At 24.7% G+C, this 18096-nt stretch carries 14 protein-coding genes and 1 pseudogene; all 15 read right to left on the reverse strand.

Translation table 11 applies throughout. The features are described from left to right. Positions 1–37: 37 nt before the first annotated feature. Complete coding sequence (locus tag E0E45_RS18085; RefSeq protein ID WP_420026342.1) at positions 38–427, reverse strand: DUF2314 domain-containing protein; 390 nt, start codon at positions 425–427, stop codon at positions 38–40. A 135-nt stretch (positions 428–562) separates the two neighbouring features. After that, a pseudogene (locus E0E45_RS17860) lies at positions 563–1287 on the reverse strand (DUF4026 domain-containing protein); the annotation flags it as partial. Between the two features lie 96 nt (positions 1288–1383). Then, entirely contained in the window at positions 1384–2082 is a 699-nt protein-coding gene (locus E0E45_RS09065) for a DUF4241 domain-containing protein (RefSeq protein ID WP_130890860.1), read from the reverse strand. Positions 2083–2092: 10 nt separating this feature from the next. Beyond that, on the reverse strand, positions 2093–2599 hold the full coding sequence (locus tag E0E45_RS09070) for a helix-turn-helix domain-containing protein (protein ID WP_130890861.1): 507 nt from the start codon (positions 2597–2599) through the stop codon (positions 2093–2095). Positions 2600–2809: 210 nt separating this feature from the next. After that, on the reverse strand, positions 2810–3820 hold the full coding sequence (locus tag E0E45_RS09075; protein ID WP_130890862.1) for a putative 2-aminoethylphosphonate ABC transporter substrate-binding protein: 1011 nt from the start codon (positions 3818–3820) through the stop codon (positions 2810–2812). A gap of 1029 nt (positions 3821–4849) precedes the next feature. Then, positions 4850–6223, reverse strand: a complete 1374-nt coding sequence (locus E0E45_RS09080; RefSeq protein WP_130890863.1) for a Gfo/Idh/MocA family oxidoreductase — start codon at positions 6221–6223, stop codon at positions 4850–4852. A gap of 180 nt (positions 6224–6403) precedes the next feature. Then, positions 6404–7612, reverse strand: a complete 1209-nt coding sequence (locus E0E45_RS09085; protein ID WP_130890864.1) for a CDP-glycerol glycerophosphotransferase family protein — start codon at positions 7610–7612, stop codon at positions 6404–6406. 8 nt (positions 7613–7620) lie between these two features. Beyond that, a complete protein-coding gene (locus E0E45_RS17690) occupies positions 7621–8205 on the reverse strand; it encodes a hypothetical protein (RefSeq protein WP_232044087.1) in 585 nt (194 codons plus the stop codon). Between the two features lie 760 nt (positions 8206–8965). Next, a complete protein-coding gene (locus E0E45_RS18090; protein ID WP_130890866.1) occupies positions 8966–10348 on the reverse strand; it encodes an oligosaccharide flippase family protein in 1383 nt (460 codons plus the stop codon). Further along, positions 10339–11520: a sulfatase-like hydrolase/transferase gene (locus tag E0E45_RS09100; RefSeq protein WP_130890867.1), complete on the reverse strand. Its 1182-nt coding sequence runs from the start codon at positions 11518–11520 to the stop codon at positions 10339–10341. Before E0E45_RS09100 ends, E0E45_RS18090 begins: the two co-directional genes overlap by 10 nt. Positions 11521–12143: 623 nt before the next feature. Further along, positions 12144–13268, reverse strand: coding sequence for a glycosyltransferase family 9 protein (locus E0E45_RS09105; protein ID WP_130890868.1), 1125 nt, complete (start codon positions 13266–13268; stop codon positions 12144–12146). After that, a complete protein-coding gene (fcl, locus tag E0E45_RS09110) occupies positions 13268–14194 on the reverse strand; it encodes a GDP-L-fucose synthase (RefSeq protein ID WP_130890869.1) in 927 nt (308 codons plus the stop codon). Before fcl ends, E0E45_RS09105 begins: the two co-directional genes overlap by 1 nt. Before the next feature lies 1 nt (position 14195). Then, on the reverse strand, positions 14196–15278 hold the full coding sequence (gene gmd, locus E0E45_RS09115) for a GDP-mannose 4,6-dehydratase (protein WP_130890870.1): 1083 nt from the start codon (positions 15276–15278) through the stop codon (positions 14196–14198). Between the two features lie 15 nt (positions 15279–15293). Then, positions 15294–16367, reverse strand: coding sequence for a mannose-1-phosphate guanylyltransferase (locus tag E0E45_RS09120; RefSeq protein ID WP_130890871.1), 1074 nt, complete (start codon positions 16365–16367; stop codon positions 15294–15296). Positions 16368–16380: 13 nt separating this feature from the next. Continuing rightward, on the reverse strand, positions 16381–18093 hold the full coding sequence (locus E0E45_RS09125; protein ID WP_130890872.1) for a phospho-sugar mutase: 1713 nt from the start codon (positions 18091–18093) through the stop codon (positions 16381–16383). Positions 18094–18096 lie beyond the last annotated feature (3 nt).

Consider the following 18096-nt stretch of genomic DNA (forward strand, 5'->3'; position numbering starts at 1 on the left):
CAATCTAGCTTTTCTAGTTATTCTCGTTTTATGAATATTAATTAAAATATTTTTTTCTTTCATCAAGCAGATACACTTTATCTGGAGTTATCTCTGCAAATGGTGTATATATTATCCAATCTGTAAGCTCTGACTTATTGATTGTCATTTTATCTTCTTCATTAAGGTTAGCTATATAATATGGCTGATTAATAAGAGTTCCTCTTATATTATCTCCATCTATTCCTTCTATATGAAACCACAGATGCTCTAAATTAGCATCTCCCTCTGTTCTATACTGTTCATCCACTAGTATTCCAAATTTTATCAATCCATTATTTTCTGGATTAGTAACAGCATCTGCAAAATATTCCCATCTTTCTAATGCCAATCCTTTCATTCTTGCTGTTTCCTCATCAGAAATGAAATAAACTGGATTATTCTGCATAGTCTCATTTGCTGCTGATATATGTGTATATTTTCCATTCTTGTAATCTTCCTCTGTCAGATAAACATATAATACAGCTGTCTCTCCATGTTCATCATCTCTTCCAGCACTTCCACCCAGACTCTCTGCTGGATAACCATCCAAAACTTCTTCCAAAGATACCCAGGTACCAACTATCCCTTCTCCTATATAGAAAGGCTCTTTTTCTTCTTCAAGATACCTGTTAGTAACTATATTTTTAGCAATCATCTGTATTACAGTTCCATGATCTTGATAGCTTTCAGTATTTGAGCCTAAATTTCTAATTCTAATGAACCACATCTTCTAAGTCCATGAGTATGAAGCCATACACTTCCATCATCATCATTTATAGCTTGGATAGTATAAATATATTCAGGTGCTGGTTGAATATAGCTCTCTGCTGCCATTTTTGCCCATCTTCCTGATAATAGTTTTTGTGAAGAAAAATCCATTATTCCTAAAAGATTTGGCATCATAGCTGATATTAATTTTAATTGAAGATGATAGGAATCAATATTTGATTCTCCAAACTCTACAATAGTTGTCACTCCCAGTTTACTTTCCATTATTTTATTATAATCTGTTTCATTAATCTGATGTGCCACTGTAAAAAGTTCTGGTACTTCAAATTCTTCTATTAATATTTGAACAATATACTGTTCATCTTTATAATCCACTCTTAAAAATTTTTCTGTATCATTTTTTAAAACTTTTACTCTAAATTCTCTATTTTCTTCTAATCTCTTAATTAAATCATCATATGTTCCTATATCTTCTGTTGAACTTGGTATTCCCATTATATACGATAATTCTTTTTCAATAGTTCCTTTAGCAGCCATCAAATCCCTCCTATATATTGAAATTTCTCTTTCAAAATTTAACTCTGTTGAAATATTATACCATTTTTACAATATCTAAAACAAATTTAAATTTTTCTATTCTTCTTCATCCTCATCTTCTTCCAATTCACTAGGCTCTATAAAGCTTATTGTAAGAGAACATATTTTTCCATTTCTATCATATCCCCAATAACAAGGATACACTCCATCTCCCCATCCACTAGCAAATATAACAACATTTTTATCAGTTCCAGGAATAGTCCAATTTAAAAAGTCTCCACCATCTCTTTGATAATCTGGATATTTTTTGTAACTCTCTTCTAATAAATAAGCAAAATAATCATCATACATATTATCAAAATCTGAATCTTCTTCTAATTTCTTTGTAAATTCCACTGTTAATTTTGCTGCTTCTACATCTGCAAAACATCCCATCCCAGCATCTATAAAAAATCCAAAAAATTCTTTATTTTCTCTACTTAATTCTGAAATATCATCATTTTTTTGAAGAGCTAATTGATAATACTCAGCTTTCTCATTAGATATATTAAGCCTTGCTCCCATATATCTAATTCCCCAGTCTTTATCATCTAATACTGCTAAAATTACTGGATATTTTCCAGAAGGAACCTCTTCTACAAAAACTTCTCCTTCACCATTTACCAAACTTACTAGAGGATCACAGCATATTATCTTTCCAGATGTTACATTTAACTCTCCTATGTTCACAATCTTAAATTTTTCACTCTCAAATACTTCATCTAAATCATAATATGGTTTCAATATCTCTTTCATCTTTCCTCCCCTAGGCTTTTACTTTCTTTTTCTTCTTTTCAAATAACATCGTCCCTAATCCTATTGTTCCAACTACACAAAAGAATATGAAAATAGGTGTTACTTCATGCAATATCAAAAAACCAGAAAATCCAGTCAACAGTGTTCCATCCCACATTACTCTATATGTAGGATAGACTATAGACAGTATCCAAAATACTGCTATAGCTACCACCCCAACTGAAAACATTGTAAATCCAACTTTAAACATTAAACTAGTATGATGAGCTAATACATCCTTTTCTTTTTCTTTCCTTAATATATCAATACATTTTTCTTCTGCTACATCTTTTAATAAATAATCAGTTGTTACTTCAAAAATATTACTCAACTGTATTATTTTATCTATCTCTGGAAGTGACTGTCCTGATTCCCATTTAGAAACTGACTGCCTTGAAACTCCCAGTAACTGTGCCAGCTTCTCCTGTGACATACCATTCTGCTTCCTCAATTGTTGTATTTTTACAAACAGTTTCATAATTTTCCCCCTTGCATATGTGCTTTATATATTCATATTTTACCACAACTATCAGTTGCACTCAACCAAGTGTATTTTATTTTCTGTCAATTGATGGTTGCAATATAAAAAATCCAGAAGATTTTTAGGTCTTTCTGGATTTGATTTTTTATACTTTTGTAAATTCTATTACAAATCTGATATTCTTAAGTAATTTTTTTAATCTCTAATTTATTCCCCTTTACCATATCTTTTTTCCCATTCTTTCAATATTCTTTCTCTATTTTCTGAAGCCCATAATAAATTATTGGCTATCATTTGTTTGTTAATATCTTCAGGATATCCTTTTACTACCAGGACTATTCTTTTATCAGTAACAAATCCTCTATTTTGAGCATATAACTTCATAGCTCTTTCAGATATTGCCCATTGAGCAAATATTTTAGCTTCTTCTTTTATTTTAGGTTTTTTCATTATACTTACTATTTCCATTTCCCAGCCTGAACCTTCTAAGGGAAAAATAGTATTTATAGGTAACCCTTCTTTTTCCTCTCTCAAACTTTCAAATCCCATTCCTATTCCAATAACAATCTCTCCCTGAGAAGCCATTTTTGTAGGTGCACTTCCTGAATGAACATACATTTTTATATTCTCATTTAATTTATCCATATATTCCCAAGCTTTCTCTTCTCCCATTAATTGAATCCATGCTGAAACTGTCAAAAAACCTGTTCCTGAAGAAGATGGATTAGACATGATAATTTCTCCTCTATATTTTGGATTTATTAAATCTTCATAGCTTCTAGGAATAGGTATTTCTTTATCTTTACCCTCTTTAGTATTATAGCTAAATGCTGTCATCCATGCACTTATCCCTACCCATCTTGGATTTTTACTTTCTTTGTCTATAAACTTAGATTCAATATTGTTAACATCATAGTTAAAAGGTTCAAAAGATTCTTGATTTATTAATAATCCTGTGGTAGCTACTCCCCATAAAACATCAGCTTGTGTATTATTTTTTTCTGCTTCTACTTTAGCTGCAATAATTCCACTAGAATCCCTAATTAAATTTATTTTTATTTCTGGATATTCTTCATTAAAAGCTTGAATATATTCTGAAATATAATTTTCTTCAAATGAAGAATAAACTGTTATTTCTTTTTCTTCTGACTTACTTCCACATGAAATAAAAACTATACTCAAAACTCCTACCAAAAATAATCTCAATATTTTTTTCATAATTTTTTCCCCTTTTTAGCACTTTAATATTTTTTAGAAACTGTTTTTCTTACTTTTTTTGATATTGGATTTTCCATTTTTTCTTTTTAAAAGTTAAAGTGTCCCTTATCCTTAAACTTTACTTCTTCAACCATAACTATTGTTTTGGTTATAAGAAAAAATTTTTTTCATTATTATTTACTTTCTATAATTCTTCTATTGATTTTACTATTCTTTCTATTTCTCCATTATTTATAACAAATATTCTATCACAATTTTTTAATGTTATAAGTCTATGAGCTACTATGTTAATGTTCTATTCTTTAATAAATTCTATATTTTTTCATTATTTTTTCTCTTTTAAAAGTATTTCATTGTTTTTTTACTCTGTTCCTATTCTTCCAATGATGATCATTATATTTTCTTTTTCTTCAAATCTTTTAACTTTTATATTATTTTCAATTAAATATTCTTCATCAAAACCATTTGGAGTATATAAAAGTCTATTTTGAAATTTCTATAATTACAAACTCCATTATTTTTAATCATTCTGAAGCTCATTTTTGTTTCACAAGAAAAGAAATCAATTTTTTTATTTAATATTCAAAAATTATTTTTCTTATGTTTCTCTTTTTTTGATATCCTCTAATTTTTTAGGTTCAATACCTAATTTAACATAAACTTTTCCTATTTTATTAAATGTTTTATAAAAAAATATATATGGTAATTTATATGTACTTAAATGAAAAATAGTTAAATAAACTATATTTAGAAGAATTTTTAAGTAAATATCTAAAATATTTAAAATAAAAACATTTATATTATTTAATGTTAACAGCCTTATTAGTTTTTCAATTATTTTCAATGTTCTAAATGTACTTGGTAACTTTTTTGAGAATTAGAACATAAAAATTCCGTTTCTAATTTATAGCTTTTCCAATATAGTATGGCAATAGACCTTTATCTTTATATAATCTTGTCATAGTAAATTCAACTTTTGTTAAAATCAAAACTAATTTTTTCATTTTCCTTCTCTAAATAAAGTAATATTTATTTTAAATTTTGTAACTCAAATATTTTATCTGTTCTTTTATCTTTTTCTAAAAATTTTTCTATTATTTCATTTATTATTTTTGATTCATTTGATTTTAATTTATATGTTTCCTGTTTATTTAGAATTATCATGTTTAAAAATTCAGCTATTTCATATCTTAATCCTTCTCCTTGAAAAGGGTAAAAATATTTTCTATTCTTACTAAAATTTTCAAATCTTAATTCAAAATATTCTGTTTTCCACCAAGGAGAAGGAACATATATATATCCTTTTGTTCCTGAAATAATTAACTCTCCTTCTGATTTGACACCTAATCCGACTTTGGCTATTGGAGTTATTCCATTTTGATATTTCAATAAAATTTTAGTATATAAATCTATTTTTTTTTCTTTATCAAAATAAGAATAAAATTCTACATTCTCTGGTCTTCCTAAAAGTTTTACTATTGCTAAAAGTGGATAGGATGCTAATTCTGTCACACTTCCTCCAGATTCTTTACAGCTAAGTTCTCTTATCTCCCCTTCTACTAATTTCGTAAAACAAGCTTCTACATCCTTAATTTCTCCTATTATTCCTGATTTAGCAATACTTATCAATTTTTCAAATCCTGGACAAAATGCTGTTTTTATTGCTTCCAATAATACTAATTTATATTCTTTAGTTATCTCATATAATTCATTAGTTTCTTTTGATGATAATGTGATTGGTTTTTCACAAAGAACATGCTTTTTATTTTCTAAAGATCTTTTTATGTAATAATAATGAGTATTATGAGGAGTCGCTATATATACTGCATCTACTTTTTCTATAAATTCTTCAAAGTTATTTGTATAAAATTCTAATTCAAATTTTTCTGCAAATTTTTTTGAATTCTCTATATTTCTGCTCATTACACCTTCTACATTAACTCCACTAACATATTTAGATTCTATTACAAATCTCCTTGCTATTCTTCCAGCTCCTATAATTCCAATTTTTAGAATTTTATTTTTATCTTCTCTAATTTGAGTACTGGATATTCCCTTTGTTCTTTCTAAATAAACTACTTCACAAAATTCCTTCAAATAATCAAATTTACCTTTCCAATCTGACCCTATAATAAAAGTATTTATATTATATTTTTGAATATCTTCAACTTTCTGTCCCTCATACTCTTCAATTATTATTTCATCAGCATAACCAGTTTTTTTTACATTCTCTATTCTTTTAACTATCGAGTCATTAACATTTAATTTTCCTCTAGTTTTATCATAAGAATCTGTGGTTATACCTACTATTAAATAATCGCCATATCCTTTTGCTCTTTTTAATAAATTAATATGACCTTGATGTAATAAATCAAAAGTTCCATATGTTATAACTTTTTTCATTATTCCTCCAATATTACTACTTATTTTTTATTCTATTTTCTTTATCTATTCTTTATAATTATTGAATTATTAACATTAAATTTCTTTCTATTTTTATTATATGAATCTGTTGTTATTCCAAATATTATTACTTTTTTCATTTCAATTTCCCTCTTATTAATCAAATTCAACTTTTTATTTTTATAAATTTATTCTTTTTTTTATTTCTTCATATACTTTTTTTGAAAAATTTTTAAAATCTTTACTTTCTTTATTGAATAAATAATTTATTTCTTTTACATTTCCACTCTTTACTTTTAATAATTCTTCTATTTTTTTTATCAAATTTTCTTCTGTTTTTACAGAACATTCAAAAATAGTTTCATAGTTATAAAATATTCCTGTATCATTATTTAAATATTCTTTTAAATCAAAACCATAGAAAATTAATTTTTTATTTTCTTGTAAAACAAAATCAATAAATACACTTGAATAATCAGTTATTAAAATATCTGTTACTTTTAATAACCCTTGAACACTATCTATATCTCTATCATTGATTATCTTAATTGTATTTTTTTCTTGAATATTCATTTCCATCAAATAATGTAATTTTATTAAAAAAATGGAATTATTTTCTATTAATAGTTTATTTAACTTTTTATTATTTATAATTGAATTTATTCTTTCATACAATTTTTTATTCAAAATTTCATTTGCACGATAAGTTGGAATATAACTTACTACTTTTTTATCTTTTATTTTTAAAAATAAATCTTTATTTTTTATTAATTTTTTTATTTCTAAATCTCTATAAGAAATTAAAATATCATTTCTTGGTTGTCCTGTTATTACTATATTTTCATCTTTTATATTAAAACATTTTATTAATTTTTCATTCATTTCTTTTGATGTAGAAATTGTTAGATCTCTCTTTACTGGATTATATAATTTCCATTTTATTTTTTTCATTATTGCTTTAAAACCCTCTTTTTGTGTAAAATCATTGCTAGAAAAATAAATCTTTTTTAATGGCATTCCATGCCATAATGATACTCTATATGCACCATTAGATAAATCATACTTACCTAAATCATAAATCCCATTAGTATAAAAAACTACTCCTGCTCTTAATTTATAAAAAATTCCCTTCATACTGTTGGAATAGTAACAATTTTTCACCTCAGAAATTAGCTTTTTATTACTAGTTATCCAAATTAATTTTATTTTTTTATCAATATTATTTTCAAATAAATACTCATAAAAATACCTTGAATTATCTGAATATTTTTCTCCTTCCCAAGCTCCAAATATCCAAATTTTTTTGTTTTTAGGTAAAAACAAAAAAATTTGAAATATAAAATTTATCAACCATGTAATATTTTTCTCTACTATTTTTTCTTTTTGCATTACACTTTTCACCACTTTCTTTTTAATTTTAAATACACATATATAAACAAAAATAAAAATATACTTAGTATTAATTGAAGTCCAAATGGAAAATAATCTCCATATCTTGGAGAAAAAATAAATACAAATACCATTAATTTAGTAAATTCATTTGTTATTATATTCTTATTGTAGAAAATATATCTCAATCCTAATGGATATAAATACAATTTTAAATTTATCAATGAAAAAAATATTACTCCAATTATTCCAAAATCTGCAAAATATCCAATTTCCTCTCCTCCAAAAGATGGTGTATGAGTTTTAGCTGCAAGCCCAGGAAAAAAAAACTCATTTATCATAATTTTCCCATAAACATAAGGTTTATTTTGAAATAAAGTTCTGGGTACATATTTCCAAAAATTTGATATATATATTTTTCCATAAAATAATTCTATTTTATTTTGAAAATAAGCTTCATAATACATAGTACTATTTTTAGTATAATCAAAATATTTAATAAATTTTCCTATATTAATTTCACTATAAGAAGTAGATAAATTATATATAATAATAGCAAAAACGATAATTCCAACAAATAATACTCCTTTCACTTTTATAAAATTTTTATATATCCCAATCCAAATAATAAAAATATAAAAATCTATTATTCTCCCTTTTGAACCAAATATATAAATCATTCCAAAATATATAAAAAACCAAAAATAATACTCTTTCTTTTTTTTTACACTAATCATTCTAAATGTTAATGATAGTGACAAAAAAGTTAATCCTAGAGCATAGAAACTTCCTAAACCACTTCTATAATATTGGTAACCTTTTCTTGGATTTATTATCCAATTTATAACACCAAAATTTTTGCTACATATAATAAACATTATAAAAAAAAACATTAAAAATAAAAAAGAAAGATTTTTTAAATCATTTCGAGTTATTTTTTTTTCAAGTTGTCTAAATTTAATTTTATTAATATTTTTAAAAATAATTGTTATAAATATTAATAGAGATATTCTTATTAATAAAGCTAAATTTACTATATTTATTGAAAAAATAAAATAGTTATTTTGAGTAATTTTATCAATTAAAAAATAGGTGAAATAATGTATGTCATTAAATCTACCCCAAATATACTGCAAAATTTATTGAAAAATAATTTAATTTTTTTTTAAAGTATTTTTTACTCAAATAACCTACTTCAAATAATTTCAAAAAAAAATATATTGAAATACTAGTAATAAATTCTACCATTTTTCTTGTATGATAAATATATTAAAATATTTATTCCTACACCCCCCTTTCATTTATTCTCTATTTAATTTGGTTATATAATTTTATTAATGAAATATAAACTTTTTATTTTTTTCTATTGAGCTTCTTAATAAAAAATAAAAAGCAAAAAAATATTATTATTAAAATACATAAAGAAACTTTAATATAAAAATAGTAAAAATAAATATAAATACTCATTCCTAAAATTTCTATAAGTAAAAAATATCTTCGATAAATTTTTATTTTATAAATAAATTCACAAAATATAAAATGGAATAACAAAAGAAAAAGATATGAAATAATTGTGGAAACTGCTGCAAACTTATAAGTATATTTTTCTAGATATAAATAATTTAATAAAATATTTATTCCTCCTGCTAAAATTGTTCCTACCCACATTAACTTGTGTTTTTTCTTTGCTAATTGCAAATCTGCATATAAAGAATATAAAAAAACCAAATAATAACTTAAAATTATTAATGGTATTAAATTAAGAACTTCAAAATAAGTAGAATCTACAATTAATTTGAATATTTCAGGTAATATTATTACTAAAATACAAGTTAATAAAAAAAATATTATTCTAAATTCATTGCTTTTTTTCTTTATTTCATCAATATTGTCATTATAAATTTGTTCATTCAGCCAATTAAACCAATTTCTTCCAAAAGAAACTATAATAATTGAAAATATCATTCCTATATTATAGGCTAATCCATAATATCCCACTTCTTTTTTAGTATAAATTTTATCAATCATTAATTTATCAGAACTTGAAAGTATAAAATGTGATAATTGGTGAAACACAATTGGAATTGAGTATAAAACTGCAAACTTAATATATTTTATTTTAATTTTACTTTTCTTACTTTCTTTATAAATTATATAACTTGAAAAAACTCCAAATCCTAAATATAAAATTAAATTAGAATATACTTTTGCATAATAATTATTTGGCATTATTTGATATAAAATTATAATTATAATTAAATTAAAAACACCATTTAGTATATTTAAGCAAAAAAAATTATTATAATTATTCAATGCTATATTTTTTTGATTAATAATTTCATATAATAATTCTAAATATGTGCTTATTAAGATAACATATACCAAATCTTCAGTTAATCCAAATTGTATTTTTAAAAATTCACTATAATATGGCACTAAAAAAATACTTAAAATTCCAATTAAAATTTGAAATATCAATAAACTTTTCAAATAGTCATTAAATTCATTTCCAAATTCATTTCTACTAACTAATATACTAGAAGTTACACTAACTCCTCCTACTATTAATAGAATATTTCTTAAAGTATTTGCTATTAAAATTATTCCATAATATTCTGGAATTAGAATTTTACTTAAATATATTATTATTATAAAATTTATTCCCTTATTAAAACAATTACTCACTAAATAATAAAGACTTCCTTTAATTAATTTACTATTATTTTTCATTTCCATAAAATTACCTTTTTAAAAAAAATTTTTATTATTTTATAAAATAACTTTCTTTTTTTACCACTTATATATCTATATTCTAAAATATACACATTTCTTTTAAAGTAATTCTCTAAATTATTTATTCTTTCTTTTCTTTTATATTCTATACTTCCCATTTGAATTTCTTTTTTAATCAATTCTGGAATAAGAAAATTTTCCTTTACTTCTTCTTTCTTATTTTTATTTATCAAAATATTATTTTTTAAATCAGTTACATAAATATTTTTGTAATCAATATAACCCCAAATTTTAAAATTATATATAGAATAAAAATCATCATAATCTTCTATTATTATTCTTCTAGAATTAATAATTTTTTTATTATTGTTTAATAAGCTTATTCCATCTAATTTATTTGTTTTCAATTCTAAAATTTCTGAAATCGTAGGAACTATATCTACTAATGTTCTAAGACTGTTGTCTTTTTTTAATACATTATCATTTTTTTTTCTCATGATCATTGTTATATTTGTTCTATCATCATTTAAAAATAACAATCTATTTTCTTTTTTAAATAATCTATCATATTTATTTCCATGATCTGAAAAAATAAAAATGTAATCAAAAATATCCTTATCTATATTTTTAAAAAAAAATTTAAAAAAATTTGTTATTCTTTTTTTGGCTAAAAAATCTGAAAATTTATTGGCTCCATAATCATCTACAGTTGTATGATAATCATTTATATTTATAAAAGAAAAAAAATTTTTATTTTTATCCAATTCTATTTTTAAATCTTTAATTATCTCATCTTGATTAGAAATTATTTTTTTTTCATCAATTTCTAACCCTCTTGGAAAATTTCCTAGCTTATCTGTTTTTTCATCAATATAAAATTTAATATTAAATTTTTTCTCTTTCAATAATTTATATAAAGTAAATTTATTTTTCTTTAAATAATACTTAGGATAGTTTATTTTATAAGAACACCCATTCTTTTTAGGATACATCCCAGAAAAAATCATTCCTAATCCTCTTGCTGTATCTGGTGTTCCTGTATAACTATTAGTAAATATTGTTCCAAAAAAATCATTTTCCAGCCATTTTTTCAAATAATTTTTAAAAAATATATCATCTTCTTTTAAAATAGTATTTCCTCTTAACATATCACAAAAAATAAATAATATTTTCATTTTTTCTCCTCATATATCTGAAGTTTCTGTTAGTTTAAATTTATATGAACTACTCCTAACTTTTAAAGTATAATAATCATATCCTCCCTAAATATGAAAGGAGTCGTTACTAACTATGTCTAAAAATTTTAATGCTTGCTCTACTGATTGTTTTTCTAAAGATTTATACAAATATGGAAAAGATAAAACAGGAAAACAAAAATATCAATGCAAAAATTGTTTCTGAAAGACTTTCCAGCTATACAATTCATGCTAAAGTTATCTTTTGATAAAGTAGAATATATTAAAAGTCATGATGTGATAATATCACCAACAATTTAATAGAAAGCTTCTTCAAAAGATTTAAACACAAATCCAAAACATGGTCTGAAATATTAGTTCAAGCACTTTTACAAGGTTTCTTTTTCTTTTAAAATTACATTATTCCACATAATGGATTAAATCTGCAAGAATTACTGATGTAAGATACTCAGATCTTTAAAAAAGTAATTTATTTTTATTTTAAAAATTAAAACAAATATTTTTTAAGCATAGACACCTATGATTTTTTATAATATTCTTTTTTAGGATAGAAGTTTTCTAAAAGTATTTTTTATACCTTTCCAACTTCTGAAAGCTAGTTTTCATTTTAAATTGACAGATCCTAGCTGAATATCATTTGTTTCAATATTTTTAATACATCTCCAAGGAGTATCATCATATTCACATTTCCAATTACAATTAAAACATTCCAGTTTTTTGTAAATTGCTTTAGGTAAAAATCTATTATTTTTATTTTCTAATTCTTTTGGATAAGGTAAAAATCTTCCAAAATGTCCTCCACCTAATATACATATACTTTTCACTCTTAATAATGTAGCCAAATGTATTGAAAAAGACTCATTTGAAAATATAAATTTCGATTTTTTTATTAAATTTACTATATCGATCAAAGAAGTTTTTCCAATTAAATTCATAATATTTTCTTTATTATTAATTAATTTTAAGAATTTTTCTCCTAACTTCTCTTCTGTTTTTCCACCACATAAAATGATTTTTATATTCAAAGATTTAGCTATTTCTACATATTTTTCTATCTCCCAACATCTTTTTAAGTTACTTGCTCCCATAAAAAAAATACAATAATCTTCTTTTATTACTCTTGCTTTTCCTTGAACTTTCAAAATTGGAAGACTTAATTTATAACTTTTATTAAATAATTCATTAATAAAATCTAAATTTCTATATAGTTCCATTTTATTTTCTGAATTTGTATTTATTAATTTTGTGTAATTCTTATTATAAATTTTTCTTTGAAGAAAGCTTATATTATTACAATCTCCATAATTCCCTATAATTTCTTTTGAAAAAACACTTCTTATTATCCCTTCTGTTGCTATATTTCTTGAATAAATAGGAGAAATTACTTTTTTAAATTTTTCTTTTCTTAGATTTTTTAAAAAATTATATTTATACTTTAGATTTAAATTAAATTTTTTGATATTTAAAGAAATTACTTCATCAAAACAATCTAATTCTTTAGCTAAATCATAGAAAGTTGAATTACAAATTAAAATTATCTTACCTTCTTTATAATTTTCTTTTATTTTTTCTGCACTTCCTAACCAAAGTATAAAATCTCCTATATTATCCAATCTCAATAAAAGAATAGAAGTATTTTCTTTTTCATATTTTGGTAGAATAAAAGTTATTAATTCATTTATTACTAAAACTACCCATTTTCCAAATACTTTCATATATTCTTTCATTACTTATTCTCCAAATACCATTTATATGTTTTTTCTATTCCTTCTTTTAATTCCACCTTGTATTTCCAGCCTGTAGCTTCTAATCTAGATACATCTAATAACTTTCTTGGTGTTCCATCTGGTTTTGAAAGATCATTAACTATTCTCCCACTATATCCTATAACTTCTTTTACTATTTCAGCTAATTCTCCTATTGATATATCTTTTCCTGTCCCCATATTTACATGAATTTCTTCCGAATAATTTAACATTAAATGTACTAATGCATCTGCTAAATCATCTACATACATAAATTCTCTTAATGGTTTTCCAGTTCCCCATATTACAACTTCCTCTTTATTAGTAATTTTTGCTTCATGTATTTTTCTGATAAGTGCTGGAAGTACATGGGAAGTTTCTAAATCAAAATTATCATTTATTCCATATAGATTTGTTGGCATTGCTGATATAAAGTCACATCCATATTGTCTTCTATAAAATTTACATAACTCTATCCCAGTTATTTTTGCTATTGCATATGCTTCATTTGTCTCTTCTAATTCTCCTGTTAATAAATATTCTTCTTTTATTGGCTGCTTTGCAAATTTAGGATATATGCATGAACTTCCTAAAAAAAGTAATTTTTTTACTTTATTTTTATATGATGAATGAATAATATTACTTTCTATCATTAAATTATCATATATGAACTCTGCTGGATACATATTATTGGCATAGATACCTCCAACTTTTGCTGCTGCCAAAAACACATATTCTGGTTTTTCTATTTCAAAAAATTTCTCTACATCTTCCTGTCTTCTGAGATCTAGTTCTTTGTGAGTTCTTTCTATTATATTAGTAAACCCTCTCTCTTTTAAATTCCTTATTATTGCTGAACCCACTAACCCTCTATGACCTGCTACATATATTTTAGAATTCTTTTCCATATTAATTACCTCTTACTTTTAAAATATGATCTTTTTCTACAAATTCTAAATCATGTTCTATCATTATTTTTACTAGTTCTTTGAATGATGTTTTTCTTGGATTCCACCCTAATACTGTTCTAGCTTTTGTTGGATCTCCTAGTAATGTTTCTACTTCTGAAGGTCTAAAGTATTTTGGATCTACTTCTATCACAATTTCTCCTGTTGCTTTATCTATTCCTTTTTCATTTACTCCTTCTCCACACCATTCTATTTCTATTCCTACTTCTTTAAATGCTATATTACAAAAATCTCTTACTGAATATTGTTCTCCTGTTGCTATTACAAAATCTTCTGGTTTATCTTGTTGCATCATAAACCACATACATTCTATATAGTCTTTTGCATATCCCCAGTCTCTAAGTGCATTAAGATTTCCTAAGTATAGTTTTTTCTGATATCCTTTTGATATTCTTGCTGCTGCTAATGTTATCTTTCTTGTTACAAATGTCTCTCCTCTTCTTTCAGATTCATGATTGAAAAGTATTCCATTTACTGCATACATATCATATGCATCTCTATAGTTCTTTACTATCCAATATCCATACTGTTTTGCTACTGCATATGGTGATGTTGGATAAAATGGTGTTGTTTCTTTTTGTGGTACTTCTTGTACTCTTCCAAATAGTTCCGAAGTTGAAGCTTGATATATTCTACAAGTCTTTTCCATTCCTAAAAATCTTACTGCCTCAAGTATTCTCAATACTCCTATTGCGTCTGAATCAGCTGTATACTCTGGTACTTCAAAAGATACTTGTACATGAGACTGAGCTGCAAGATTATATATTTCTGTTGGTTTTATTTCTCTTATTAATCTTGTGATACTCATAGAATCTGTCATATCTCCATAATGAAGGTATATTTTTCTTTCTTTGTGCATATCTTCTATTAAGTCATCTATATATAGATGCTCTATTCTTCCTGTATTGAAAGTTGAAGCTCTTCTTATTATTCCATGTACTTCATATCCTTTATCTAAAAGAAACTCTGCAAGATATGAGCCATCTTGTCCTGTTATTCCTGTTATTAGTGCTATCTTTTTCATTTTATCCCCTTCAATTTATTTATTTAAAATTTTTTTTATTTCCTGAGTTTTGCTTTTCTTTGTTATTAAAAGTTCTTTATCTTTTTTTACTATTATTAGATTTTCTATCCCCAATAATGATATATTCAAATCATCTGATATCACTATATTGTTTCTTGAATCCAATTCTCTTATCTCTTTTCCTCTTATTACATTTCCATTTTCATCTTTTTCAAATATTTCATCAAATGCATTAAAGCTTCCAATATCATTCCACCCAATATCCACTGGTATCACTCGTATATTCTTTGAATATTCCATTATTCCAAAATCTATTGATATTTTTTCAAATTTATCAAAGTAATTCTTTACTTTGCTGCTAAGTTCTTCTCCTGTCAAATTCTCTTTAAATTCTTTTTCTATTTCTTTAAATACTGATGAGTGTTCCTCCATTAATACTTCAAAATTCTTAAATATTGTATCTGTTGTAAATATAAACATTCCACTGTTCCAGAGATATTTACCACTTAACAGATAGCTTTCAGCTAATTCCTGACTTGGTTTTTCCCTGAATCTTTTTACTTTACATATAGAATTAAGCTCTATTTCATCATCTTTCACTTCTATATATCCATATCCTGTCTCTGGTTTATCTGGTTTTATTCCTAAAGTAACTATCATTCCATTTTTTGATGCTTCCTTTGCTGCAATTAGTATGACTTTTCTGAATTCATCCTCTTCTTTAATTAAATGATCTGAAGCTAGCACCACTACTTCCAGTTTTTCCCCATCTTTTAATCTATTTTTAAATCTGTTTTCTATTATTAAAGATGAATATCCTATTGCTGCTGCTGTATCTTTAAAAGCTGGTTCTATTATTATATTTTCTTTGGGAATATCGCTTAATTCTTTTTCTATCTCTTTTGCTTGTATGATATTTGTTGCTATAAATATATTTTCTGCTTCTATTATAGGGAGTATCCTGTCAACAGTTTCTCTTATCATTGTTTTATCTGAAAATATTTTTAGAAGCTGCTTTGGTCTTTCTGGTGTTGATAATGGCCAGAATCTCTCTCCACTTCCTCCTGCCATAATAATTGCTGTCAACATTGTTCTTTTCCTCCTAATTTAAAAGTGATTCCATATACTTTTTAAAGTTATTTAATATATCTTCTAATTTTTTATCTGCTTCTTCCTTACTTTTTTCTCTAGTATAGATGTAATATTTTATCTTTGGTTCAGTTCCTGATGGTCTTACTGTTATATATGTTTCATCTTCTAAAATATATTGGATAACATCTGACTCTGGAAGAAATAATTCTGATTCTGAATTATTTAAATAATTCTTCTCTTTTTTTACTTTATAATCTCTTACTATCTCTATCTTCTTATCTAAAAGAACTTTTAAATCTCTTTTTCTAAGTTCTTCCATCATCTTTTTTATTTCTTCTGTTCCTTGTATTCCTTCTCTTTTTACTGGATATGTTATTTCACTATACCAACCATATTTATCATAAAGTTTTTCTAGTTCTTTTACTGGAGATGTTCCTATACTTTCAAAATATGCTGTCATTTCAGTTAAAAGCATTACTCCAAGTATTCCATCTTTATCTCTTACATAAGTTCCTTTCAGATATCCAATAGATTCTTCCATTCCAAATACAAAAGAATTATCATATTTTCCCTCTTCAAATTCTCTTATCTTTTCTCCTATATATTTAAACCCTGTAAGAGTTCTAAATACTTTTAAATTTCTTTCTTCAGCTATCTTATCTAATATTGAAGCAGAAACTATTGTTGTAACTACTGCTCCATTTTCAGGTATATCTTTTTTATTATCTAAAATATATTTTAAAAGAAGCATTCCTATCTGGTTTCCATTAAGATATATCCACTCATTATCTTCTTTTACCATCATTCCAGTTCTATCTGCATCTGGATCATTTGTTAAACACACTTTAGCTCCGGTTTCATCAGCTAATTTTATTGAAAGATCAAATACATTTTCTTCTTCTGGATTGGCATATGAACATGTTGGAAATTCTCCATCTGGCTTCTCTTGCGCTCCAACTATATATACATTTTTGTATCCCAATTCATTTAACAGTCTTTTTACTGGTCTTCCACCTGTTCCATGAAGTGGAGAGTACACTAATTTAAAACTCTCTTTATTAGACAAATCTTTTAAAATAGATTCTTTTTTTACCTTTTCTAAATATTTACTATCTAACTCATCATTTAAAATATTTAATAACCCCAACTTTTCTGCTTCCTCTTGATTTATAATCTTTACATCTTCAAATTCATCAGTTTTATTTACTTCTTCTATTATTCCAGAAGCTTGAGGTTCTACTAATTGTCCTCCATCTTCCCAATATACTTTATATCCGTTGTATTCCTTGGGGTTATGTGAAGCAGTTATCATTATTCCAGCCTGACACCCTAGTTCTCTTACAGCAAATGAAAGTTCTGGAGTACTTCTTAAAGAAGAAAACAGATATGTTTTTATTCCATTAGCACATAGAACCAAGGCTGAGTTCAAAGCAAATTCATATGAATTAATACGACAGTCATATGCAATTACAACACCTTTATTCTTTCCAAATTCACCACTTGAATTGATTAAATAGTTGGAAAGTCCTTGAGTAGCTTTTCTAATCATATATATATTCATACGATTAGTTCCCATACCCATTATTCCTCTCATTCCACCTGTTCCAAACTCAAGGTATTTATAAAAACTATCTTTTATTTCTTCTTCGGTTAATTTTTCTAATTTATTTTTTTCATCTTTAGTAATAAAATTTGAGTTTATCCATTTTTTTTCTCCAAACATTTT

The organism is Fusobacterium ulcerans ATCC 49185, assembly GCF_900683735.1.
In the GTDB taxonomy this organism is placed as follows: domain Bacteria; phylum Fusobacteriota; class Fusobacteriia; order Fusobacteriales; family Fusobacteriaceae; genus Fusobacterium_A; species Fusobacterium_A ulcerans_A.